15 protein-coding genes are annotated in these 26153 nt (G+C 47.2%); 12 read left to right on the top strand and 3 right to left on the bottom strand.

The window, feature by feature from the left end:
- Positions 1-21: 21 nt before the first annotated feature.
- From JNUCC21_RS09730 to JNUCC21_RS09720, 3 genes are all read right to left on the bottom strand, one after another.
- Positions 22-612 carry a DedA family protein gene (locus JNUCC21_RS09730; RefSeq protein WP_007410125.1) on the bottom strand — a complete coding sequence of 197 codons (591 nt, stop codon included), beginning with the start codon at positions 610-612 and terminating at the stop codon, positions 22-24.
- Between the two features lie 74 nt (positions 613-686).
- The gene (gene galU, locus JNUCC21_RS09725) at positions 687-1580 is read right to left on the bottom strand and encodes a UTP--glucose-1-phosphate uridylyltransferase GalU (RefSeq protein ID WP_369878788.1); all 894 of its coding nucleotides are present in this window, start codon (positions 1578-1580) and stop codon (positions 687-689) included.
- A gap of 6 nt (positions 1581-1586) precedes the next feature.
- Positions 1587-1994, bottom strand: a complete 408-nt coding sequence (locus JNUCC21_RS09720; RefSeq protein ID WP_014418060.1) for a GtrA family protein — start codon at positions 1992-1994, stop codon at positions 1587-1589.
- Positions 1995-2270: 276 nt separating this feature from the next.
- Here JNUCC21_RS09720 and JNUCC21_RS09715 point away from each other — a divergent pair, with 276 nt between their 5' ends.
- The 12 genes from JNUCC21_RS09715 (at position 2271) to bamA (ending at position 26127) form a co-directional block, all read left to right on the top strand.
- Entirely contained in the window at positions 2271-3041 is a 771-nt protein-coding gene (locus JNUCC21_RS09715) for a 6-carboxyhexanoate--CoA ligase (RefSeq protein WP_369878787.1), read from the top strand.
- Positions 3038-4384: an adenosylmethionine--8-amino-7-oxononanoate transaminase gene (bioA, locus tag JNUCC21_RS09710; RefSeq protein WP_369878786.1), complete on the top strand. Its 1347-nt coding sequence runs from the start codon at positions 3038-3040 to the stop codon at positions 4382-4384. The genes JNUCC21_RS09715 and bioA overlap by 4 nt, the downstream gene beginning before the upstream one ends.
- Positions 4374-5534 (top strand): 8-amino-7-oxononanoate synthase, encoded by a 1161-nt coding sequence (gene bioF / locus JNUCC21_RS09705; protein WP_369878785.1) that lies wholly within the window; start codon positions 4374-4376, stop codon positions 5532-5534. Before bioA ends, bioF begins: the two co-directional genes overlap by 11 nt.
- Positions 5531-6232, top strand: a complete 702-nt coding sequence (gene bioD / locus JNUCC21_RS09700) for a dethiobiotin synthase (protein WP_136396413.1) — start codon at positions 5531-5533, stop codon at positions 6230-6232. The genes bioF and bioD overlap by 4 nt, the downstream gene beginning before the upstream one ends.
- A gap of 2 nt (positions 6233-6234) precedes the next feature.
- The gene (gene bioB, locus JNUCC21_RS09695) at positions 6235-7254 is read left to right on the top strand and encodes a biotin synthase BioB (protein WP_369878784.1); all 1020 of its coding nucleotides are present in this window, start codon (positions 6235-6237) and stop codon (positions 7252-7254) included.
- 1 nt (position 7255) lies between these two features.
- Entirely contained in the window at positions 7256-8452 is a 1197-nt protein-coding gene (locus tag JNUCC21_RS09690) for a cytochrome P450 (RefSeq protein WP_150941239.1), read from the top strand.
- A gap of 304 nt (positions 8453-8756) precedes the next feature.
- On the top strand, positions 8757-10193 hold the full coding sequence (locus JNUCC21_RS09685; protein ID WP_015417576.1) for a GntP family permease: 1437 nt from the start codon (positions 8757-8759) through the stop codon (positions 10191-10193).
- 24 nt (positions 10194-10217) lie between these two features.
- Positions 10218-10919 carry a CoA transferase subunit A gene (locus tag JNUCC21_RS09680; protein ID WP_061890643.1) on the top strand — a complete coding sequence of 234 codons (702 nt, stop codon included), beginning with the start codon at positions 10218-10220 and terminating at the stop codon, positions 10917-10919.
- Between the two features lie 17 nt (positions 10920-10936).
- Complete coding sequence (locus JNUCC21_RS09675; RefSeq protein ID WP_014305098.1) at positions 10937-11599, top strand: CoA transferase subunit B; 663 nt, start codon at positions 10937-10939, stop codon at positions 11597-11599.
- Positions 11600-11611: 12 nt separating this feature from the next.
- The gene (locus tag JNUCC21_RS09670; RefSeq protein ID WP_007410137.1) at positions 11612-12397 is read left to right on the top strand and encodes a 3-hydroxybutyrate dehydrogenase; all 786 of its coding nucleotides are present in this window, start codon (positions 11612-11614) and stop codon (positions 12395-12397) included.
- 559 nt (positions 12398-12956) lie between these two features.
- On the top strand, positions 12957-14159 hold the full coding sequence (bamD, locus tag JNUCC21_RS09665) for a bacillomycin D biosynthesis malonyl-CoA transacylase BamD (protein ID WP_052827501.1): 1203 nt from the start codon (positions 12957-12959) through the stop codon (positions 14157-14159).
- A gap of 19 nt (positions 14160-14178) precedes the next feature.
- Positions 14179-26127, top strand: a complete 11949-nt coding sequence (gene bamA / locus JNUCC21_RS09660) for a bacillomycin D hybrid PKS/NRPS BamA (RefSeq protein WP_369878783.1) — start codon at positions 14179-14181, stop codon at positions 26125-26127.
- Positions 26128-26153: the final 26 nt, after the last annotated feature.

Genomic DNA, 26153 nt, shown 5'->3' with positions numbered 1-26153 from the left:
CCGCTCTTATGCAGTCTTTTTTCATAGTCTTGATCTCATTTTCTTCACAACAAAATAAACAACAATAAATACGAGAGCCAATATAATGATCGGAGTTGTATACATTCCGGCATAGCTGTCTACGTCTTTCCACTGTCCCCCGAGCTGATACCCGAGATAAACGAAAATGACAGACCACGGAATAATGGCAAGCGTCGTCAATATGACAAACTTGGAAAGAGGCATTTTCGCAAGGCCGGCCGGGATGGAAATCGCATGTCTGACGACCGGGATAAACCGCGCCGAGAACACAACGCCGGCGCCATAACGGCGAAACCAGTTTTCCGCAACATCAACATGATGCTTTTTCAGAAGTAAGTACTTGCCGTACTTGTCCAAAAACGGCCGTCCCCCATAACGGGCGATCCAGTAAATAAAGCACTGCGCGATCGTTCCCCCGATCACACCGGCGACAATGGCGCCGATAAAGCTGATCGTGCCTTCTGACACCATATAGCCTCCGTAAGCCAGAACGATTTCACTCGGAATGATTTCGATCATTAATCCGAGCGCAATCCCTAAATAGCCCATACTTGTCAGCCAGGATAATATTTCACTAATAAAATTGCCCACACTGTTCACAACCTCTTTATCTTTTTACCCAATTATATGACTGATTGACAAGCAAAATGGTTACAAATTATTTTTTAACGCACGATTTCTTCAGATTCTCTTTTTAACACCTCTTCTAAATAAGCTAAAAGTTTCGGTCTCATTTCTTCCCGCAGAAGCCCGATCTCCGTGCCGGCCTTAAAACAGCCGAACTTATCTCCTATATCAAACCGGCTTCCTTCAAGCTCCCGCGCGTAAATGCTTCGGGTGCGGCACACTTCGCGCAGCGCGTCTGTCAATTGGATTTCGTTGCCCGCGCCTCTTCCGATCGTCTTCAGCGTTTTAAAAATAGCAGGGGTTAATATGTAGCGGCCCATCACGGCAATATGAGAGGGCGCCTTTTCAACAGCCGGTTTCTCAATCAGATCCTCAACCTGGTACACATGACCGCCCTGCCGCCCCGTCTGTATAATACCATATTTGCTGACATCAGCAGGATCGACGGGCTGTACGCCGATCGTTTCTGTGCCGTGTTGGTTATAGACGTCGATGAGCTGTGAAAGAGCGGGAGTGTCAGATACCATAATATCATCACCTAATAGAACGGCAAAAGGCTCATCTCCGATAAAATGCTCCGCACACAGCACCGCATGTCCTAATCCGAGCGGTTCTTTCTGACGGATGTAATGAATATTGGCCAAATCGGCAATCCGCTGCATTTCCTTCAGCGTCTCCGTCTTGCCTTTTTCCTCAAGATCGAATTCCAATTCCGCCGACCGGTCAAAATGATCTTCAATCGAGCGTTTGTTTCTCCCTGTAATAATCAATATATCTTCAATTCCTGACGCTGCGGCCTCTTCGACAATATATTGGATGGCCGGTTTGTCGACAATCGGCAGCATTTCTTTCGGCTGCGCCTTAGTCGCCGGCAGAAATCTCGTTCCTAAACCTGCTGCGGGAATGACCGCTTTTCTCACTTTTTTTCTCATTCATCTTCACTCCTGATCCTGTATGTTTTTCAGCGAATCTCCAAATACCCAGATTCGGTTTCCGATAAAATTCATCATCATTCCGCCGATAGTGGCGGCGAACTTACTCACCAATAGCGAACAGCCGCCTTTTTGAAACGCGTAAAGCAGCAAAAAGGTGATTCCCGACGCGGCAAGATTAATCATGAGAAAGCGCATGATCTCTTTCCCGTCAGCCTTGCGTTTTACACGAAACGTCCACTTCCGGTTCCATACATAGCTGTTGATGATCCCTGCCGAATAGGAGCAGATCTGCGCCGGAAGATAGGGGACATGACAAGCGGCGAGAAGAAAGAAGACACCAAAATCGATCAGCGTATTGCCGACGCCTACAGTGCAAAAACGGCCTGCTGTCTTTACTTTTTCTTTCAGCATAACGGCATCCGGTGTTGACCTCCCTTCATAAAAAAATCAGATGGCTGTCATATTTGTTGATATGGATTACTTTAGCGGACAGTGTTGAATAAACAATTACTAAAATATGAACAAAACATGAAAACGTAATGAGGCTTTGCAAAACTCATTAAGTTAACAGTTTGATAGTTTAGGTTGACATATTACGTACAAGACACTAATATTCTGTATAAGTGTTAACCTTTTGTTATTTAGGTTAACATTAAATTTCAAAGTAAGAGAAAGGAGGGAGATTTAATGCGGGAAGAGACCTATTACAGCGTCAGAATGAGAGCTTCCCGAAACGCCCCCCATGAGCAGGGCGGAAAACACATTTCCGGCGGAGAACGGCTCATCACTTACAGCGGTTTACAGGAAGCGGTAGATGGCTTATTACATAAAGGCTTCTCGCACTCAAGAGGGATACCTGATTTTATGCAGATTCAGCTTGAAAGCATTAATGAACCGATCGAAACGATCCGCCCTTTGCCGGTTGCTTTCCATCAAACAGACACGCCGGAAAAAGGACAAGCAATCGCCCTCAAGCTTCTGCAAAAGGCGGGGATTCCCCCGCACATGATAGAGAAAGCGTACGAAAACATTGCGGAATATGCAGAAGCAAGAGGAGCGGTCCTGTTTGATATCCGGGCAGGAAAACGCATTGACGGCAGAGGAAATAGAGGTGTGCGGGTATCCCGAGTGGATTGGCCGTCACATGATTTTCAAAAATGGGCTTTTACGCACAACATGCCGGAACATTCACGAATAAAAGAAGCACATGCCATCGCGGCAAAAGTTTGCGCACATCCGGGGATTATTGCTGAATTGTGCTGGTCGGATGACCCTGATTACATAACAGGCTACGTTGCCGCAAAGAAGCTGGGATATCAGCGGATTGCCAAGATGAAGAATGCCGGAGATGAAAGCGGATGCCGGATTTTCTTTACAGATGGCTCCATAGATACGGAGAGCTGTATCCATTTTTTAGAGAAGCAGCCTGTATTCATTCAGCGGGAGGGGAACATATGAAACAATCAATGATTGAAAAAAGCAAACAGCATCTTTGGCTGCCTTTCACACAAATGAAAGATTACGATGAAGATCCGTTAATCATTGAAAGCGGAAACGGGATCATGCTGAAAGACATCAGCGGCAAAGAATATTATGACGGCTTTTCTTCAGTATGGCTCAATGTACACGGCCACCGCAAAAAAGAAATGGATGAAGCGATTCAAAAACAGCTTGAAAAAATCGCTCATTCAACCTTGCTGGGTATGACGAACGTTCCCGCAACAGAACTTGCCGAGATGCTGACAGGCATCACACCGGAAAAGCTGACACGCGTTTTTTACTCCGACAGCGGAGCGGAAGCAATGGAAATCGCTCTGAAAATGGCCTTTCAATACTGGAAAAACATAGGGAGACCCGAGAAACAGACGTTTATTTCTATGCAGAACGGCTATCACGGCGATACGATCGGAGCCGTCAGCGTCGGCTCCATTGAACTCTTCCACCATGTGTACGGCCCGCTGATGTTTGAAAGCTACAAAGCCCCGATTCCGTATGTATACAGATCTGAAAGCGGCGACCCCGTACAGTGCCGGGATGAATGCCTTCACGCGCTCGAACAGCTGCTTGCAAAGCATCACGAAGAGATTGCCGCACTTACGATTGAATCGATGGTGCAAGGCGCATCCGGCATGATCGTCATGCCTGAAGGCTTTCTGGCAGGCGTACGAAAGCTGTGTACGGCATATGATGTGTTAATGATCGTTGACGAAGTGGCGACGGGGTTCGGCCGCACCGGAAAAATGTTTGCCTGTGAGCATGAAAATGTCCAGCCGGACTTGATGGCGGCAGGGAAAGGCATTACGGGAGGCTATTTGCCGATCGCTGTGACGTTTGCCACAGAAGCCATTTATGAAGCCTTCTACGATGACTACGACAAAATGAAAACATTTTTCCACGGCCATTCCTATACGGGAAATCAGCTTGGCTGTGCCGCGGCAATTGAAAATCTGCGTTTATTCGAATCAGAGCGCATCGTTGATCAAGTCGCCGAAAAATCAAAAACGGCAGCGAAATTTCTTCATGATCTGAAGCAGCTTCCTCATGTCGGCGATGTCCGCCAGCTCGGTTTCATGTGCGGCATAGAGCTTGTGCAGGATAAGGGGACAAAACAGCCTTATCCGCCTGAAAAGCGGATGGGATACAAGGTGTCCTTGAAAATGAGAGAGCTTGGTATGCTGACACGGCCGCTCGGAGACGTCATCGCCTTTCTGCCGCCGCTTGCCAGCACAACCGATCAGTTACAAGCCATGATCTCCATTATGAAAGATGCGATAGCCGAGGTGACCGGCCGTGGATTTTGACGGATGGCTCCTCGGAAGGCTCGATGCGGTGAAAAGAGACGGGCTGTATCGGACGCTGCGAACACAGGAAACCGCTCTCAAAACCAAGGGGCAAAAGCGGCAGACCTGGGCGTCCAATGACTATTTAGGCCTGTCAAAAGATGAGCGGCTGATCACAGCCGCGCAAACGGCGCTGAGCCGGTTCGGAGCGGGAAGCGGCGGCTCACGGTTAACGACAGGAAATACTGTGTGGCACGAAAAACTGGAACACACAATCGCGGACTTTAAACAGACGGAAGCGGCTTTATTGTTTTCAAGCGGTTACTTGGCAAATATCGGCGTGCTTGCCTCACTGCCTCAAAAAGGCGATGTCATTTTAAGCGATCAACTGAACCATGCGAGCATTGTTGACGGCTGCCGTTTATCAAAAGCGGAAACCATCGTGTACCGCCATATTGATATGGCTGATCTTGAGAAAAAACTTGCCTCCGTCCAGGCTCGGAACCGCCGCTTTATCGTCACAGACGGCGTCTTCAGCATGGACGGCACCATTGCGCCTCTTGACCGCATAATGGCGCTTGCAAAGCAGTACCAGGCATTTGTGATAGCAGATGACGCGCATGCAACCGGTGTACTGGGGGAAAACGGCGGGGGAACCAGTGACTATTTCGGTGTTTGTCCTGATGTTGTCATCGGCACATTAAGCAAAGCTGTAGGAACGGAAGGCGGTTTTGCCGCGGGATCAAACATTTTCATTGATTTTTTGCTGAATCAGGCGCGGACGTTTATTTTTCAGACGGCCCTCCCGCCGTCAATTTGTGCGGCTTCGCATACGGCATTTGACATCATATCAGATATGCACGATACGCGCCGTGAGCTGCAGTCGTCTGTCAAAATGATAAAAATGCGTCTGGCCGATATGGGCTTTACCGTAAGAGGCGGAGATACACCGATTATCCCCGTTATCATCGGTGATGCAAAAACAGCGGTTTCAGCCGCTGCGCTGCTGGAGAAAAAGGGTATCTGCGCCCCGGCCATCCGCCCGCCCGCCGTTCCGGAAGGCGAAAGCAGAATCAGGCTGACCGTTACGGCGGATCGCAGCTTACAGGATATAGACGAGCTGACAGAAGCATTTGATTCCATTAGAAAAGAGCTGAATATAAACAAATGAGAAGTTTTTTTGTTACAGGAACAGATACCGGCGTCGGAAAAACCATCGTTTCTTGCGGACTTGCCGCGGCATTCCGGCAGAAACAGGCGGATATCGGAGTGTTTAAGCCGTTTTTAAGCGGTGTGCCGCGGACTCATCCGGAAAGTGACACCTCGCTCTTGAAAGACATGTCACAAACCGCACTGTCTCATGAAGAAATCACGCCATTTGAATGGAAAGAGCCGCTTGCGCCGTACACGGCCGCCATGCTTGAGGGGAAATCCGTGAGCATGGCGGATGTCATGGCCCACTGGAGTAAGATCAAAAATCGTCATGAGTGTTTCATCGTTGAGGGGGCAGGCGGCATTTCCGTCCCGCTTGGTGAAAATTACTTAGTCAGTGATCTGATAAAAGCCATGGAATTGCCGGCGGTGATTGTGGCCAGGCCTGATCTCGGAACCATCAACCACACATATTTAACCGTTGAATATGCGAAAAACATGGGGATAGAGGTTCTCGGCATTATGATCAACGGCGTAAAGAGCCGGCCGGGGCTGGACGAAAAGACAAACCCGAGCATGATTGAAACATTATGCAAAGTTCCGATTTTGGGAATCACACCGAAGCTGGATCACGTTTCACCGGAAAACATTCAACACATGATCGAGAAACATATAGATGTTTCCTCTTTCATGAATCTGACACAAATGGGGAGATAAACATGAATCAATGGATGGAGCTTGCAGAGAGAGTGCTGGACGGGGCGGAAGTAACGAATCAAGAAGCGCTGGCCATTTTAAATTGTCCTGATGAGGATCTTTTATTGCTGATGCATGCCGCTTTTCATATCAGAAAACGATTTTACGGAAAAAAAGTAAAGCTGAATATGATTATGAATGCAAAATCAGGCCTGTGTCCGGAAAATTGCGGGTACTGTTCACAATCTTCAATATCAAAAGCGCCGATTGAGTCTTACCGGATGGTGGATAAGCATATATTGCTTAAAGGGGCAAAACGCGCCCACGACCTGAATATAGGGACATACTGTATCGTCGCCAGCGGCCGGGGACCGTCAAACAGAGAAGTGGATCAAGTTGTTGATGCTGTCAAAGAAATTAAAGAAACGTACGGCTTAAAAATCTGCGCATGTCTCGGTCTGCTGAAGCCGGAACAGGCAGAGCGGCTGAAACAGGCAGGAGTAGACCGGTACAATCATAACATCAATACATCACAAAGGAATCACTCAAACATTACGACCTCCCACACGTATGACGACAGAGTCAATACAGTGGAAACGGCGAAACAATCGGGGATGTCACCTTGTTCTGGTGTCATCGTCGGCATGAAAGAGACGAAACAGGACGTCATTGATATGGCGAACAGCTTAAAAGCGCTTGACGCCGACAGCATCCCGGTTAATTTTCTGCATGCGATTGACGGAACTCCGTTAGAAGGGGTAAGCGAATTACATCCGGTGTATTGCCTGAAAGTGCTTGCCTTGTTCCGTTTTATCAATCCGTCAAAAGAAATCCGTATCTCAGGAGGCCGGGAAGTCAACCTTCGTTCGCTGCAGCCGCTGGGACTTTACGCCGCAAATTCGATTTTCGTCGGAGATTACTTAACGACAGCAGGGCAGCATGAAACAGAGGATCATCAAATGCTTCATGATTTAGGTTTTGAAGTCGAATCCGTTGAAGAAATGAAAGCCGGCCTGCAATCCGCCTGCAATACGGAGGTATAAGATGACGGCGGACCTATCGATTGCACATCCGTCTCTCCATGCGGATTCGGATTTTTGGAATGACCCTTACCCGTTTTATGACAAACTGCGATCCATTGATCCTGTTTATAAAGGAACCGTATTAAAATATCCGGGCTGGTATGTCACCGGGTACAAAGAAGCGGCAGCGATTCTGAAAGACATTCGGTTTAAAAACCGCATTCCTCTTCCGGAAGCTTCAACGAAATATCAAAATCTATCGCATATCCAGCACGATATGCTGTTATTTAAAAATCAATCAGACCATAAACGGATGCGGATGCTTATCGGTAAAGAATTTACCGCAAAGACGGCGGAATCACTTCGCCCCTGTATAAAAGAAACGGTTCATGACTTGTTGGATCAAGTCCAAATCAAAAAAACCGCGGACCTTGTTTCAGAGTTTGCCTTTCCATTGGCAAGCCTTATCATTGCGGAGATACTCGGAGTGCCGAAAGAGGAGAGATATCAATTCAGACAATGGACGGCAGACGTCATTCACGCCATTGATCTTACCCGATCAAGAAAGACGTTAGTCAGAGCAAGCGACACCGCAGGCAGGCTGACGTCATATTTCAGAGATTTGATTCACAAGCGGAAAGCGCACCCTCAGCAAGACTTGATCAGCAGGTTTATTATGGAGGAGCAGCTTTCAAAAGAGGAAGTGCTCGCGACATGTATCTTACTTGTCATAGCCGGACACGAGACGACGGTAAACCTCATAAGCAACGGTGTGTTTACTTTATTGAAACACCCTGAACAGCTTAGCGCACTGAGAGAAAACCCCTCGCTTATTGAAACTGCAGTTGAGGAATGTCTGCGCTACGACAGCCCCGCGCAGCTGACGGCACGCACCGCTTCAGAAGACTGTGAAATAAATGGGAAGACCATAAAAAAAGGAGAGCAGGTATATATCCTTTTAGGGGCAGCCAATCGCGATCCAAGCATATTCGATCAACCTCACAAAATGGATATCCAAAGAAAGCCGAACCCGCATCTTGCATTCGGAAAGAACGCCCATTTTTGCATAGGCTCCTCATTAGCGCGCATCGAAGCACAAATTGCAATTCTTACACTGTTTGAGCGGATGCCTAAGCTTCGGCTGGCTGCACACCGCCTTGAATACCGCAAGCTCATTGGTTTTAGGTCGCTCAAAGAGCTCCCGGTTGTCATTGGCTGAATGACCATGCAGGAGGGCCGGATTTTATCGGTTCCTCTTGCAGGAAATAAGTGAAAGAAAAAAGAATACATATTTATAAAGCAAAAATCCTCTCTGATCCATCTCACTATCCCTAAAAAAACTCACTGCTCAGCCAATCAATCTAATACAGCAAGAGTCTCCCTTTCTTTCGCCAAAACAGAACATTCACCATGATGCACATTTTTTCAGCCTCAGAAACTGTGCAAAACCGGCATGTTTTTTGCTTTATTTTCTCGTTTTTTTGTAAGCGCTTACTAATATTGAGCAGAAAAGAGGGGGATTTGTGGACATTGTTATTATTTTATTAGCATTAGGCATGCTGATGTTTGCTGCTTACCGGGGCTTTTCAGTCATTTTATTCGCCCCGATTTGCGCGCTGTTTGCCGTGCTCCTGACAGATCCAAGCTTCGTACTTCCTTTCTTCTCGAATATATTTATGGAGAAGATGGTAGGATTTATTAAGCTGTATTTTCCCGTATTTCTTTTAGGGGCCGTTTTTGGCAAGGTTGTTGAAATATCCGGGCTCGCCGAGTCGATTGCAAAAACAATCGTCAAGCTTGTGGGAGCAAAAAGAGCCATTCTCGCCATCGTCTTAATGGGTGCGATTTTAACGTACAGCGGCGTCAGTCTCTTCGTAGCGGTGTTTGCCATTTATCCGTTTGCTAAAAACCTATTTATGAAAGCTGATATTCCCAAGCGTCTGATACCCGGTACGATTGCATTGGGCGCCTTTACATTTACAATGGATGCGCTTCCCGGCACACCGCAAATTCAAAATGTCATTCCGACCGCTTTTTTTAAAACAAACATTTATGCCGCTCCCTGGCTCGGACTGATTGGTGCAGCATTTGTGCTTACGGCCGGAATGATTTATTTAGAATCCCGGCGCAAAAAAGCGGCCAATGCCGGAGAAGGCTATGCTGGATTTCAATCTGAAGTTTCCGCTGCAGAGGAATCCTCAAGTCTGGCTAATGAAACACATACGCCTGTTTTACCGCAACCCAGCCCCGCGCGGCAAGTGCTCGCCTTTGTTCCGCTTATCCTTGTGGGAGTCATGAACAAATGCTTCACGATGTGGCTCCCGCATTGGTACCCTGACGGATTTGATTTTGCGCCGCTCGGCTTAGAAGCGTTCGGGAAGATTGACCTTTCCTCCGTCACTGCGATCTGGTCAGTAGAACTCGCACTGTTCATCGGAATCATGACAACGATTTTGTTCGATTGGAAAAAAGTCCTCTTCAATTTGAAAGAAGGACTGAATGAGGGCATCGGGGGTGCCTTGCTGGCGTCGATGAATACAGGAGCCGAATACGGATTTGGCGGCATCATTGCGGCGCTTCCCGGCTTTAAAATGGTCAGCAGCGGCATATCGCAGACGTTTACTGATCCGCTCGTCAACGGAGCGGTGACGACCACTGCGCTTGCCGGGATTACAGGATCGGCATCAGGAGGAATGGGCATCGCTTTAAGCACGATGTCAGCAGCGTATACAGAAGCAATCAATACATTCCACATCCCGCCGGAGGTCATGCACCGGGTGATCTCGATGGCCTCCGGCGGGATGGACACTCTTCCGCATAATGGCGCCGTCATTACGCTGCTCGCGGTCACCGGGTTGACCCACCGCCAATCCTACAGGGATATCTTTGCCATTACCGTCATTAAAACAGCCGCTGTGTTTGTCATCATCGCCATTTACAGTCTGACGGGCCTTGTGTAGCCAAAACAGAAAGGGGAAACGAATATGGGAAAAGGAAAAGTGATGGACTCTTATCAAGATGCTGCTGCACTGATCAAGGACGGAGACACCCTCATCGCAGGAGGCTTCGGCCTGTGCGGCATTCCGGAACAATTAATTCTCGCGATCAGGGACAGCGGCGTAAAAAACTTGACCGTTGTCAGTAATAACTGCGGTGTTGATGATTGGGGGTTAGGCCTCTTGCTTGCAAACCGGCAGATCAAAAAAATGGTCGCATCCTATGTGGGAGAAAACAAAACCTTTGAACGGCAGTTTTTAAGCGGAGAGCTGGAAGTCGAATTGGTGCCCCAAGGAACGCTCGCAGAAAGAATTCGCGCGGGAGGGGCGGGCATTCCGGCGTTTTACACACCTGCGGGCGTCGGAACATCAGTAGCCGAGGGAAAAGAACATAAGACATTTGACGGGCGCACCTATCTTCTGGAGAAAGGGATTACAGGGAACACCGCCATCGTAAAGGCCTGGAAAGCCGATCCTCTGGGCAACCTGATGTTCAGAAAGACGGCGAGAAATTTCAATCCGCTCGCTGCAATGGCAGGCAAAGTGACGATTGCAGAGGCTGAAGAAATCGTCGATGCCGGAGAGCTTGATCCGGATCAAATTCATACGCCGGGTATTTTTGTGCAGCACGTGCTGCTCGGCGGGATTCATGAAAAACGGATTGAACGCCGCACCGTCCGGCAAGCATGATAAAGGAGGCTGACAGAATGAGAGATAGCAGAAAACGAATGATCAAACGGGCTGTAAAAGAAATTAAGGACGGAATGAATGTGAACTTGGGGATAGGGATGCCGACGCTTGTAGCCAATGAGATACCGAATGATTATAACGTCCTGCTTCAGTCTGAAAACGGCTTGCTCGGGATCGGGCCTTATCCGGCGGAAGGAACGGAGGACCCCGATCTGATCAACGCGGGAAAAGAAACCATCACCGAAGTAAAGGGAGCCTCGTATTTTGACAGTGCCGAATCCTTTGCCATGATTCGCGGCGGCCACATTGATGTAGCGATCCTCGGCGGGATGGAAGTCTCCGAACGGGGAGATTTGGCGAACTGGATGATCCCAGGAAAAATGATCAAAGGAATGGGCGGCGCCATGGACTTGGTCCACGGAGCAAAACGGATTATTGTCATTATGGAGCACGTGAATAAATATGGGGAATCTAAAGTGAGAACGGAATGTACGCTGCCTTTAACCGGCAGGCAGGTGGTCGATCGGCTGATCACAGATTTGGCTGTATTCGATTTTCATGATGGCCGTATGACGCTCACCGAACTGCAGGAAGGTGTAACAATAGAGGAGGTCTTTGAGAAAACAGAAGGTCATTTTACTGTCAGCCAGTCGTTAAAAAACGGGGTCAGACCAAAATGAGGAGGTGCCGTCATGCATTCATTGCTTATTGAAAAAACAGCCGTTGTAACAGGAGCAGCCGGAGGAATCGGGCTTGAAATCGCAAAAGAATTCGCCCGTGAAGGAGCAGCCGTCATCATCTCTGATGTAAACGAACAAGCGGGGAAAGAAGCGGCGGCAAGACTGACAGATGAAGGCTGTGAAGCAGTCAGCATCACATGCGATGTAACAAATGAAAAGCAAGTGGCCGACATGCTGCAGACGGTCGAGAAACAATTCGGACGTCTCGATATCCTTGTGAATAATGCGGGCATTCAGCATGTCGCGCCCATCGAGGAATTTCCCACCGAACAGTTTGAACGGCTCATTCGTCTCATGCTGACTGCGCCATTTATCGCAATGAAGCATGCATTTCCCATTATGAAAAAACAGCAATTCGGTCGAATCATTAATATGGCGTCTGTCAACGGACTGATCGGTTTTCACGGGAAAGCGGCATATAACAGCGCCAAGCACGGCGTCATTGGTTTAACGAAAGTCGGCGCACTTGAAGGCGCGGCTGACGGCATTACCGTCAATGCGCTTTGTCCGGGATATGTGGACACTCAGCTTGTCCGCAATCAGTTAAAGGACATTTCCGCAACAAGGAATGTACCGTACGAGCGGGTGCTTGAGGACGTCATCTTTCCGCTCGTTCCCCAAAAACGGCTGCTGTCAGTGAAGGAAATCGCTGATTACGCCGTATTTTTGGCCAGCGACAAAGCAAAAGGGGTCACAGGTCAGGCCGTAGTCATGGATGGCGGGTATACCGCTCAATAGTTCTTATACTTTTTAAAAAAACAGCCGCTCTGAACGGCTGTTTTTTTATGCCTGAAAACCTTGTTCACTCAATAGGCCGATTTACTGCGTCAATCGGTATCCGGGCAGGGTCATTCGCATGTTCTGCGGCGTATTTCGTCCTTGCGGATTTTCCCCATCCAGATCCATCTCTTGCACCACATTTATAATCAAGCGCAATCAGTTTACAATCTTTCACAGATATACAAATGATTTTTTACAATAAACAGAAAATATGTAATTTCTGACACAATAATGCCAATAGCCCTAAAACATATGAAACATGAAGAGCGCGTCCGAAGTGAAGAAGAGCCGGTAACAGGCTCCACCCCGGCTTTCATCATCTCTCTTTAAGACTGATTTTCGGTGAAACCCCCATGTTTTATTTTATGAATAAATATATCTAATTCGTTTGTGAAAACGAACAATAACTCCTCCGAAAGTATTCTATACACATTTGTTATAATCATGCTAGGATGTTAGATAAAGGGATATTTTGTAGGATATTGTATCCCCTGTTCAATATGATCGGAGGAATCTCATGAACAATCTTGCCTTTTTATTTCCTGGACAAGGGTCTCAATTTGTAGGAATGGGCAAACAATTTTGGAATGATTTTGTGCTCGCAAAGAGATTGTTTGAAGAAGCGAGCGATGCGATCTCCTTGGATGTAAAAAAACTGTGTTTTAACGGAGATATGAATGAATTGACAAAGACAATGAACGCGCAGCCCGCTATTTTAACGGTCAGTGTGATTGCTTTTCAAGTGTATATGCAGGAAATAGGGGTGGAGCCCCGCTTCCTGGCAGGCCATAGCTTAGGCGAATATTCAGCGCTTGTCTGTGCCGGCGCCCTTTCTTTTCAGGATGCCGTTACACTTGTAAGGGAGCGGGGAATTCTTATGCAAAATGCGGATCCCCAGCAGCAGGGGACGATGGCCGCCGTGACACAGCTCTCTCTCCAAACGTTGCAGGAAATATGTTCGAAAGTATCGACGGAAGACTTTCCGGCAGGTGTAGCCTGCATGAATTCAGAACAGCAGCATGTGATTTCCGGACACCGGCAAGCTGTGGAACGTGTCATCAAGATGGCGGAGGAAAAGGGTGCGGCATACACTTATTTAAATGTCAGTGCGCCTTTTCACAGTTCGATGATACGATCAGCCTCCGAACAATTCCAGACTGTTTTACACCGCTATTCCTTCCGAGATGCCGCATGGCCGATCATTTCAAATGTCACCGCGCGCCCTTACAGCAGCGGAAATTCGATCAGCGAACATCTCAAGCAGCACATGACGATGCCGGTTAGATGGACAGAATCGATGCATTACTTGCTTTTACATGGAGTCACAGAAGTCATCGAAATGGGTCCGAACAATGTCTTAGCCGGTCTGCTGAGAAAAACAACGAATCACATTGTACCTTATCCCTTAGGACAGACATCTGATGTTCCCCCGCTTTCCAATTCAACGGAAAGAAAGAAACATATTGTCCATTTACGCAAAAAACAACTGAATAAATTGATGATTCAATCCGTCATTGCGCGAAATTACAACAAGGATTCAGCGGCTTATTCCACTATGACGACGCCATTATTTACGCAAATCCAAGAGCTGAAAGAGAGAATGAAAAGGCATGAAGACGTGCTTTCAGAACAAGAACTCGAACATTCGATCCATTTATGCAAATTAATTTGTGAAGCTAAACAGCTTCCGGCTTGGGAAGAATTGCGGATTTTAAAATAAAGCGCCCAGGAGGGGACCTATGTATACCAGTCAATTCCAAACCTTAGTAGATGTCATTCGGGAAAGAAGCAGTATCTCTGATCGCGGGATCCGTTTTATCGAATCCGATAAAAACGAGACGGTTGTCTCTTACCGCCAATTGTTTGAAGAGGCGCAAGGGTATCTTGGCTATTTACAGCATCTCGGCATTAAGCCGAAGCAGGAAATTGTATTTCAAATCCAAGAGAACAAATCATTTGTCGTTGCTTTTTGGGCTTGTATATTAGGAGGAATGATCCCGGTTCCGGTCAGTATCGGAGAAGATGATGACCATAAACTGAAGGTCTGGCGCATTTGGAATATATTAAATCATCCCTTTCTGATTGCCTCTGAAAAAGTATTGGACAAAATAAAGAAATACGCTGCAGAACACGATTTACAGGATTTCCATCATCAATTAAACGAAAAATCTGACATCATTCAAGATCAAACCTACGATTACCCCGCTTCATTTTATGAACCTGATGCGGATGAACTCGCCTTTATCCAATTTTCTTCCGGATCGACAGGAGACCCAAAAGGAGTCATGTTAACGCATCACAACTTAATACATAACACGTGCGCCATTGGGACTGCCCTAGCCATTCATTCGAAAGACTCTTTCTTATCATGGATGCCTTTAACGCATGATATGGGGCTCATCGCCTGCCACCTTGTTCCCTTCATAACCGGAATCAATCAAAATCTAATGCCTACAGAGTTATTTATTCGCAGACCTATTCTTTGGATGAAAAAAGCTCATGAACATAAAGCCAGTATTCTATCATCTCCTAATTTCGGGTACAACTACTTCCTTAAATTTCTCAAAAACGAACCAGACTGGGATTTATCCCACATCAAGGTCATCGCAAACGGTGCAGAACCGATATTGCCGGAGCTGTGTGACGAATTTTTGAAAAGATGCGCAGCATTCAATCTGAAAAGATCCGCCATTTTGAATGTTTACGGTTTAGCGGAAGCTTCGGTTGGCGCAGCGTTCTCTAAAATAGGTAAAGAATTCGTTCCCGTTTATTTGCATCGTGACTATTTAAATCTTGGTGAAAGAGCTGTAAAAGTCAGCAAAGAGGACCAAAATTGCGCTTCATTCGTTGAGGTGGGACAACCTATTGACTATTGTCAGCTTCGGATCTCCGATGAAACAAATGAAAGAGTAGAAGACGGAATCATCGGCCATATCCAGATCAAAGGAGACAATGTGACGCAAGGGTATTATAACAACCCAGAGAGTACGGAAAAAGCGCTGACTTCTGAGGGCTGGGTAAAAACGGGAGACCTCGGATTCATTAGTGAAAGTGGTAACTTAGTCGTAACCGGAAGAGAAAAGGACATTATTTTCGTGAACGGAAAAAATATCTACCCGCACGATATTGAACGGGTCGCGATTGAAATGGAAGAGGTTGACTTAGGAAGGGTTGCCGCCTGCGGTGTATATGATCAAAAGACACAAAGCGGAGAAATCGTGCTCTTTGTTGTTTACAAAAAATCACCTGAAAAATTCGCACCGCTTGTCAAAGAGATAAAAAAGCATTTGTACAAGCGGGGCGGCTGGAGCATAAAAGAAGTCCTTCCGATCCGAAAACTCCCTAAAACAACCAGCGGAAAGGTTAAACGCTACGAACTTGCCAGACAGTATGAGGCAGGGAATTTTTCAACAGAGTCTGCCGCCATCAATGAATGTTTGGAGAGCAGCCCGGAAACATCCGGACAGACACCCATTCATGAGATAGAAACGGAATTGCTGTCTATCTTTTCCGAAGTGCTCAACGGGAAAAAGGTTCACCTCGCTGACAGTTATTTTGATATGGGAGCAAATTCATTACAGTTATCGCAGATTGCCGAGCGCATAGAACAGAAATTCGGACGCGAGCTTGCCGTTTCAGATCTCTTTACGTATCCTTCTATCACTGATTTAGCGGCATATCTGTCTGAAAGCCGGGCTGAAATCAAACAGGACGCGGCAGCGAAACCAAGCCATGTGACACCGAAAGATATCGCCATTATCGGGATGTCGCTCAATGTCCCGGGAGCGTCAACGAAAAGTGATTTTTGGAATCTGCTTGAAAAAGGTGAGCACAGCATTCGAGAATACCCCGAATCCCGGCTGAAAGATGCGGCGGATTATTTAAAGTCCATCCAAAGCGAGTTCAATGAGAGTCAGTTTGTGAAGGGCGGCTATTTAGATGAAATCGACCGCTTTGATTATTCGTTCTTCGGTTTAGCTCCTAAAGCGGCTCAGTTTATGGACCCTAACCAAAGACTGTTTTTGCAGTCTGCATGGCATGCGATTGAAGATGCGGGCTATGCCGGCGGCAGCATGAACGGGAGCCGTGTCGGGGTATATGCGGGGTACTCGAAGGTGGGCTACGATTATGAACGTCTCCTTTCTGCGAATTATCCGGAGGAACTTCATCAATATATCGTGGGCAATCTCCCTTCCGTGCTAGCCAGCCGAATCGCTTATTTCTTAAATTTAAAAGGGCCGGCGGTCACAGTGGATACGGCATGCTCCTCATCGCTTGCCGCCGTTCATATGGCATGTAAATCTTTAATGTCCGGCGATTGTGAAATGGCTCTTGCCGGCGGTATCCGGACATCGCTCTTGCCGATCTGTATCGGGCTTGATATGGAATCTTCGGACGGGTACACGAAAACGTTCAGCAAAGATTCAGACGGCACGGGCACAGGTGAAGGCGCGGCCGCAGTCCTGCTAAAACCTTTGCAGGATGCTGTTCGCGACGGAGACCATATTTACGGCGTAATCAAGGGAAGCGCGATGAATCAAGACGGAACAACCGCCGGGATTACAGCACCGAATCCGGCAGCTCAGACTGAGGTCATTGAGACGGCCTGGAAAGACGCGGGCATTGCTCCTGAAACACTGTCTTTCATCGAAGCGCATGGCACCGGAACGAAGCTCGGCGATCCGGTTGAATTTAACGGACTTTGTAAAGCGTTTGAAAAGTATACGGCAAAAAAACAATTTTGTGCGATTGGTTCTGTTAAATCGAACATCGGTCATTTGTTTGAAGCGGCAGGCATCGTCGGGCTGATCAAATCTGTCCTCATGCTGAATCACAAGAAAAATCCGCCGTTAGCGCATTTTAATGAACCTAATCCGCTCATTCATTTTCACTCATCACCATTTTATGTGAATCAGGAAGCTGCGGAGTTCACATCCGGTGATGAGCCGCTGCGAGGCGGAGTCAGCTCATTTGGCTTTAGCGGAACGAACGCTCATGTGGTATTGGAAGAATATATTTCTCAAAGTGAGTATGCGCCCGAGGATGAACATGGGCCGCTCCTATTTGTTTTATCCGCTCATACTGAAAAATCACTCTATGAACTCGCACAGCAGTACCGGCAATATGTATCGGATGACAGCCAAGCCTCATTAAAGTCCATTTGCTATACAGCCAGTACGGGCAGGGCTCATTTGGATCATGGCATTGCCATGATTGTATCCGGTAAACAAGAACTATCGGATAAGCTGACCCGCCTGATTCAGGGAGACAGAAACCTTCCCGGTGTATACATCGGTTACAAGAATATGAAGGAAATGCTGCCTGCTCATAAAGAAGAGCTGAATCAACAAGCAGCCGCTCTGATTAAGCAGCGTTTACGTACGCAAGATGAACGGATCACATGGCTGCATCGCGCAGCCGAATTATTTGTGCAAGGAGCCGTTATCGATTGGCGCGCGCTTTATTCCGGTGAAACTGTACAAAAGACGCCATTGCCCCTGTATCCGTTTGAACGGAGCCGATGCTGGGCTGAAGCTGACCAATTGCGCTTAAACGAGGACGAAAAGAGAGGAGAAGCGGCATTGAATATCAATCAATCGAAGGCGCACATTGAATCCTTCCTGAAAACTGTAATCAGCAATGCTTCGGGGATCAGAGCGGAGGAACTCGATCTGAATGCTCATTTTATCGGGCTCGGAATGGATTCTATCATGCTGTCACAGGTCAAAAAAGCCATCGCGGACGAATTTGGGGTAGATATCCCGATGGATCGTTTTTTTGATACGTTGACCAACCTTCAAAGTGTCATAGATTACTTGGCTGATACCGTTCCATCGTCCTTTGCATCCGCTCCGCCTCAAGAGAATGTTCCGGCGCAGGAAATACAGGTCATTTCAGAAGCGCAGTCTGAATCGGATCGCAGAGAAGGTCATCAAGAGCATATGCTCGAAAAAATAATCGCTTCTCAGAATCAATTAATTCAGGATACCTTGCAAGCTCAATTAAATAGCTTTAATTTGTTGAGAAACAGCGGGCATCATTCCGATGAGAAAGAATACGCTAAGGCGCAAGAGAAATCAATTCCTTCTGTCAAGCAGGGGCATCCGACCGTCACTGCAGAAAAGAAAGCGGCTCAAGAAGCGAAACCCTATGTTCCTTTTCAGCCTCAGAACCTGAATGATCAGGGGCACTATACCGCACGGCAAAAACAATACTTAGAAGATTTCATCAAGAAATACGCCGATAAAACGAAAGGTTCCAAACAATATACGGACAACACCCGATTTGCTCATGCAAACAACCGCAATTTGTCCAGCTTCCGTTCGTATTGGAAGGAAATCGTATACCCGATTATCGCCGAACGTTCTGACGGTTCTAAAATGTGGGATATTGACGGAAATGAATATATCGATATCACCATGGGATTCGGGGTTAACCTGTTCGGGCATCATCCTTCCTTTATTACACAGGTTATCGATGATTCAACCCGTTCATCATTGCCTCCGCTCGGCCCGATGTCAGATGTCGCCGGTGAAGTTGCCGACCGGATCCGCACATGTACCGGAGTGGAAAGGGTCGCTTTCTATAATTCCGGAACAGAGGCCGTCATGGTTGCCCTGCGTTTGGCGCGGGCGGCAACAGGAAGAAAGAAAGTTGTGGCGTTCTCGGGATCTTATCACGGCACGTTTGACGGCGTATTAGGGGTTGCCGGCACAAAAGGCGGGGCTGCGTCTGCGAATCCGCTGGCTCCGGGCATACTGCAGAGCTTTATGGATGATTTGATTATTTTACATTACAACAATCCCGATTCGCTGGACGTGATCCGCAGTCTTGGTGATGAATTGGCAGCCGTACTGGTGGAACCGGTACAAAGCCGCAGACCGGATTTGCAGCCGCAGGCATTTTTGAAAGAATTGCGGGCGATCACGCAGCAATCCGGAACAGCTCTGATTATGGATGAAATTATTACCGGATTTCGGATCGGTCTTGGCGGCGCACAGGAATGGTTCGGCATTCAGGCTGATTTAGTGACCTACGGAAAAATCATCGGCGGCGGACAGCCATTAGGGGTAGTTGCCGGAAAAGCTGAGTTCATGAATGCGATCGACGGGGGTACCTGGCAGTATGGGGACGATTCCTACCCGCAAGACGAGGCGAAACGCACGTTTGTGGCCGGCACCTTCAATACTCACCCGCTTACCATGAGGATGTCATTAGCCGTCCTTCGCCATTTACAAACCGAAGGAGAGCATCTGTATGAGCAGCTTAATCAAAAAACAGCCTACCTGGTCGATGAGCTGAATCGCTGCTTCGAACAAGCGCAAGTGCCTATCCGCATGGTTCGATTCGGTTCTTTATTCCGGTTTGTCTCATCGCTTGATAATGACTTGTTCTTTTACCATCTCAACTATAAAGGGGTCTATGTATGGGAGGGACGCAACTGCTTCTTGTCTGCGGCGCATACCGCGGATGATATCGAAAATATTATTCTAGCGGTGAAAGACACGGTGGAGGATCTTCGCCGAGGCGGATTTATTCCGGAAGGCCCGGATTCCCCTGATGGCGGAGGCCGTAAAAAGTCCGGGACGCGCGAGCTTTCACCTGAACAAAAGCAGTTGGTTATGGCATCCCATTACGGGAATGAAGCTTCCGCCGCTTTAAACCAGTCCATTATGCTGAAAGTGAAGGGCGAACTGCAGTATACATCATTAAAACAAGCCGTCCGGCATATCGTTGACCGTCATGAAGCTTTACGTACGGTGATTCATCCCGATGACGAGGTACAGCAAGTGCTGGAACGGATGAATATAGATATACCTGTCATTGATTTTACCAGTCACCCGCATGAACATCGGGAGCCGGAAATCCAAAAATGGCTGACAGAAGATGCCAAGCGGCCGTTTCATTTCCATGAACAAAAGCCTTTGTTTAGAATCCATGTGCTTACATCGGCTCACAATGAACATCTGATTGTGCTCACGTTCCATCATATCATTGCCGATGGATGGTCAATCGCCGTTTTTGTTCAAGAACTGGAGAGCAACTACGCGGCAATAGTACAAGGAAAACCGATTTCACCGAAAGAGGCAGATGTTTCGTTTCGCCAATACTTAGACTGGCAGCAGGCACAGATTGACAGCGGCCATTATGAAGAAGGGGTCCGTTATTGGCGGCGTCATTTTTCTGAACCGATACAGCAGCCAATTCTGCCAAGCACAGATTCTGTCCGTTATCCGAACGGGTATGAGGGAGACCGGTGTACCGTCAGGCTTGGACGGCCATTGAGCGAGGCTTTAAGGTCATTAAGCATTCAGATGAAAAATAGCGTATTTGTGACGATGCTGGGTGCATTTCATCTTTTTCTGCACCGGCTTACCAAACAGTCAGGCCTTGTGATCGGGGTCCCCGCAGCAGGTCAATCGCATATGAAACAGCATGATCTGATTGGAAATTGCGTCAATATGATTCCGGTGAAGAACACGTCTTCTTCAGAAAGCACTTTATCCGGTTATCTTGGCAGTATGAAAGAAAGCGTGAATCTTGCAATGCGGCACCAAGCCGTCCCGATGACACTGGTGGCCAGAGAGCTTCCGCACGATCAAGTGCCGGATATGCGTATTATCTTTAATTTAGACAGGCCTTTTCGAAAACTGCATTTTGGAAAGGCGGAAGCGGAGCCCGTTGCATACCCGGTAAAATGCACCCTGTACGATTTATTTCTGAACATAACAGACGCACATCAAGAATATGTTCTTGATTTCGACTTTAATACGAACGTCATCAGTCCGGAAATCATGAAAAAGTGGGGAACGGGTTTTACAAAATTGCTGCAAAAAATGGTTGAGGGAGATTCAATCCCTCTTAACGCCATGATGATGTTTTCCGATGAAGAACAGCATGATTTACAAGCACTTTACGCCGAGCACCAGAAGCGGATCTCTTCAATAGGAAGCAATACGGCAAATTTTACTGAAGCCTATGAGGCGCCGGTAAATGAAACGGAACGGCAGCTGGCGCGGATTTGGGAGGAACTTTTCGGCCTTGAACGGGTTGGCAGATCAGATCGCTTCCTGGCTCTGGGGGGAAACTCACTCCAGGCAACGCTTATGCTTTCCAAAGTTCAGAAGACATTTCATCAAAAGGTTTCCATCGGACAATTTTTCAATCACCAGACTGTTAAGGAATTAGCACGTTTCATTCAGAACGAAACGAAAGTCGTGCACCTCCCGATGAAGGCTGCCGAGAAAAAAGCGTATTACCCGACATCGCCGGCACAGCAAAGAGTATATTTCCTGCACCAACTGGAACCGGATCAGCTGGCGCAAAATATGTTCGGCCACATATCAATAACAGGGAAGTACGATGAGCAGGCCCTGATCTCATCTCTTCAACAAGTGATGCAGCGGCACGAAGCGTTTCGCACGTATTTCGACATTATAGATGGCGATATCGTTCAGAAACTTGAAAACGAAGTTGATTTTAACGTTCATGTCCGGACAATGAGCCGGGACGAATTTGATGCCTATTCAGACCGGTTTGTAAAACCGTTCCGCCTGGATCAAGCTCCGTTAGTTCGTGCGGAGCTGATCAAGATTGAAAACGAGCAGGCCGAACTGCTCATCGATATGCATCATATCATTTCGGACGGTTATTCCGTCAACATCCTTACAAATGAATTGCTGGCTTTATATCATCAGAAACCATTACCGGACATTGAATTTGAATATAAAGATTTCGCAGAATGGCAAAACCAACGGCTGAATGACGATGCCATGAAGCGGCAGGAGACATATTGGCTGGAACAATTTCAAGACGAAATTCCCATCCTTGACCTTCCGACAGACGGTTCCAAAGCGGCAGAACGGTCTTCTGAGGGACAGCGTGTGACATGCTCCTTACAGCCGGATGTCATCCGTTCGCTTCAAGATTTGGCGCAAAAGGCGGAAACCACTCTCTATACAGTGCTTCTGGCCGCCTATAATGTGCTGCTTCATAAATATACGGGACAAGAAGACATTGTCGTAGGCACGCCTGCTTCAGGAAGAAATCATCCGGATATCGAAAAAATCATCGGTATTTTCATACAAACCATCGGAATCCGGACGAAGCCGCACGCCAATAGAACGTTTACGGATTATCTGGAAGAAGTAAAGCGGCAGACGCTTGACGCTTTCGAAAACCAAGACTATCCATTCGACCGGCTTGTGGAGAAATTAAATGTACAGCGGGAAACAACCGGAAAGTCTCTGTTTAACACGATGTTTGTGTTTCAAAACATTGAATTTCATGAAATCCGGCACAATGAATGTACATTTAAAGTGAAAGAACGAAATCCAGGAGTCTCTTTATATGATTTGATGCTCACGATCGAAGATGCCGGTCAACAGATAGAGATGCATTTTGATTATAAACCGGGACGATTCACAAAAGACACCATTGAACAGATTACCAGACACTATACCGCCATTTTAAACAGCCTTGTTGAGCAGCCGGAGATGACATTGTCTTCCGTTCCTATGCTGTCTGAAACCGAACGGCATCAACTGCTGACGGAGTGTAATGGCACAAAGACGCCGTATCCGCATAAGGAAACGGTATATCGGTGGTTTGAAATGCAGGCGGAACAGAGTCCCGATCATGAAGCCGTTATTTTTGGCAATGAGCGGTATACGTACAGACAGCTCAATGAACGGGCAAACCGATTGGCGCGGACGTTACGGACAAAAGGCGTACAAGCGGATCAATTCGTTGCCATCATCTGCCCGCATCGGATCGAGCTGATTGTCGGAATTTTGGCTGTTCTGAAAGCCGGCGGCGCATACGTGCCCATTGATCCTGAATATCCGGAAGAACGGATTCAATATATGCTGAGAGATTCAAGAGCGGAGGTTGTGTTGACACAGCGCAGCCTGCTGGATCAATTCCCGTATGATGGTGACGTTGTGCTTTTGGATGAGGAAAACTCATACCATGAGGAGCACTCGAATTTTGAATCGGACAGCGATGCGCATGATTTGGCCTACATGATCTATACGTCAGGTTCGACGGGAAATCCAAAAGGTGTACTCATTGAGCATCAGGGACTGGCTGATTATATTTGGTGGGCGAAAGAGGTTTATGTAAGAGGTGAGAAAACCAACTTTCCATTATACTCTTCCATCTCTTTCGATCTGACTGTGACCTCGATATTTACGCCGCTGGTTACGGGAAATACCATCATTGTCTTTGACGGCGAAGACAAAAGCGCTGTGCTTTCTGAGATTATGCGGGACTCAAGAATAGACATGATCAAATTGACCCCGGCACATCTGCACGTCATCAAGGAGATGAACATCGCTGGCGACACCGCAATACGGAAAATGATTGTCGGCGGAGAAAATTTAAGCACCCGTCTGGCCAAAAGTGTCAGCGAGCAGTTTAAAGGCCGGCTGGACATTTTCAATGAATACGGACCGACGGAAGCTGTCGTCGGATGTATGATTTATCACTTTGACGCAGTACGGGACAAGCGGGAATTTGTACCGATCGGCACTCCGGCTGCCAACACGGATATTTATGTGGCCGATGCAAGCAGAAACCTGGTTCCGATCGGGGTAATCGGCGAAATATATATCAGCGGACCGGGTGTTGCCAGAGGGTATTGGAACCGCCCGGATTTAACGGAAGAGAAATTTGTTGAAAACCCGTATGTCCCGGGAGCGAAAATGTACAAATCAGGGGATTTGGCTAAGCGATTGAAGGACGGAAATCTTGTATATATTGGGCGCGTTGATGAACAAGTCAAAATCAGGGGACACCGAATCGAGCTTGGTGAAATTGAAGCAGCGATGCATAACGCGGAAGCGGTGCAAAAAGCCGCGGTTACAGTGAAAGAAGAAAAAGACGGCTTAAAACAATTATGCGCGTATTACGTAAGCGACAAGCCTATAGCGGCTGCGCAGCTTAGGGAACAATTGTCATCGGAGCTTCCGGACTACATGGTTCCGTCCTATTTTGTCCATCTGGAGCATATGCCGTTAACATCCAACGGGAAAATAAACCGTAAGGCACTGCCTGCACCAGAAGCGAGTCTGCAACAGACAGCTGAATATGTTCCGCCGGGTAATGAGACGGAGTCCAAACTGACAGATTTATGGAAGGAAGTGCTCGGAATAAGCCATGCGGGGATCAAACATAATTTCTTTGATCTCGGAGGCAATTCCATCCGAGCGGCTGCCTTAGCCGCCAGAATTCACAAAGAGCTGGATGTGAATCTGTCTCTCAAAGACATATTCAAGTTTCCTACCATTGAACAATTGGCTGACAAGGCGTTACACATGGACAAAAATCGATATGTACCGATTCCGGCTGCAAAGGAAATGCCATATTATCCGGTTTCTTCAGCTCAGAGGCGGATGTATTTATTAAGTCACACAGAAGGCGGCGAGCTGACTTACAATATGACGGGTGCCATGAAAGTGGAAGGGACGATCGATCCCGAACGGTTAAACGCCGCTTTCCGAAAATTAATCGCGCGTCATGAAGCATTGCGTACCAGCTTTGATTTATATGAAGGCGAGCCGGCACAGCGTATTCATCAGAACGTCGACTTTACGATAGAACGAATTCAAGCTAGCGAAGAAGAGGCGGAAGACCGTGTGCTTGATTTCATCAAAGCGTTTGACTTAGCCAAACCGCCGCTGATGCGGGCCGGACTGATTGAAATTGAACCTGCGCGGCACGTGCTTGTGGTGGATATGCATCATATCATTTCTGACGGCGTGTCCGTCAATATTCTGATGAAAGATTTAAGCCGAATCTACGAGGGGAACGAACCGGGCCCGCTCTCTATTCAATATAAAGACTTTGCAGTTTGGCAGCAATCGGACCTTCAGAAACGGAACATCAAGAGCCAGGAAGCGTATTGGCTGGATCAGTTTCACGGTGATATTCCTGTACTGGATATACCTGCGGATTATGAGCGACCTGCCATACGCGATTACGAAGGCGAATCATTTGAATTTCTTATACCCGAACACTTGAAACAGCGTTTAAGCCAAATGGAAGAAGACACAGGAGCAACACTGTATATGATTTTATTGGCAGCCTATACGATTCTTTTATCCAAATACAGCGGACAAGAAGATATTATCGTAGGAACGCCATCTGCCGGGCGGACTCATCTGGATGTAGAGCCGGTCGTGGGAATGTTCGTCAATACGTTAGTCATTCGCAATCACCCGGCGGGCCGTAAAACATTTGATGCCTACTTAAATGAAGTAAAAGAAAACATGCTGAACGCCTATAAAAATCAAGACTATCCGTTGGAAGAATTAATTCAGCATCTGCATCTTCCAAAAGATTCAAGCCGCAATCCTTTATTCGATACGATGTTTGTGCTGCAAAATCTTGATCATGCTGAATTGACTTTCGATTCCCTTCAACTCAAGCCGTATCCATTTCATCATCCGGTTGCCAAATTCGATTTGACCTTGTCGATTCAGGCGGACCGCGACAACTATCACGGACTGTTTGAATATTCGAAAAAACTGTTTAAGAAAAGCAGAATCGAGGTTTTATCAAACGACTACTTACACATCCTATCGGCGATTTTGGAACAGCCAAGCATTCTAATCGAACATATCGGATTAAGCGGCAGCAATGAGGAAGAAGAGAACGCGCTTGATTCTATTCAATTGAACTTTTAGGGAAAAGCATTATTTCTTTAAAATAT

Source organism: Bacillus sp. JNUCC-21 (assembly GCF_041222765.1).
GTDB lineage: Bacteria > Bacillota > Bacilli > Bacillales > Bacillaceae > Bacillus > Bacillus velezensis.
Note: the sequence above shows the minus strand (reverse complement) of the source record. Positions and strands in the feature narration are given on the sequence as shown.

Coding starts and splice junctions, on each gene's coding strand:
- galU (WP_369878788.1), bottom strand. CDS start 1,580: ATGAGAAAAAAAGTGAGAAAAGCGGTCATTCCCGCAGCAGGTTTAGGA.
- JNUCC21_RS09720 (WP_014418060.1), bottom strand. CDS start 1,994: ATGCTGAAAGAAAAAGTAAAGACAGCAGGCCGTTTTTGCACTGTAGGC.
- JNUCC21_RS09715 (WP_369878787.1), top strand. CDS start 2,271: ATGCGGGAAGAGACCTATTACAGCGTCAGAATGAGAGCTTCCCGAAAC.
- bioA (WP_369878786.1), top strand. CDS start 3,038: ATGAAACAATCAATGATTGAAAAAAGCAAACAGCATCTTTGGCTGCCT.
- bioD (WP_136396413.1), top strand. CDS start 5,531: ATGAGAAGTTTTTTTGTTACAGGAACAGATACCGGCGTCGGAAAAACC.
- bioB (WP_369878784.1), top strand. CDS start 6,235: ATGAATCAATGGATGGAGCTTGCAGAGAGAGTGCTGGACGGGGCGGAA.
- JNUCC21_RS09690 (WP_150941239.1), top strand. CDS start 7,256: ATGACGGCGGACCTATCGATTGCACATCCGTCTCTCCATGCGGATTCG.
- JNUCC21_RS09680 (WP_061890643.1), top strand. CDS start 10,218: ATGGGAAAAGGAAAAGTGATGGACTCTTATCAAGATGCTGCTGCACTG.
- JNUCC21_RS09675 (WP_014305098.1), top strand. CDS start 10,937: ATGAGAGATAGCAGAAAACGAATGATCAAACGGGCTGTAAAAGAAATT.
- JNUCC21_RS09670 (WP_007410137.1), top strand. CDS start 11,612: ATGCATTCATTGCTTATTGAAAAAACAGCCGTTGTAACAGGAGCAGCC.
- bamD (WP_052827501.1), top strand. CDS start 12,957: ATGAACAATCTTGCCTTTTTATTTCCTGGACAAGGGTCTCAATTTGTA.
- bamA (WP_369878783.1), top strand. CDS start 14,179: ATGTATACCAGTCAATTCCAAACCTTAGTAGATGTCATTCGGGAAAGA.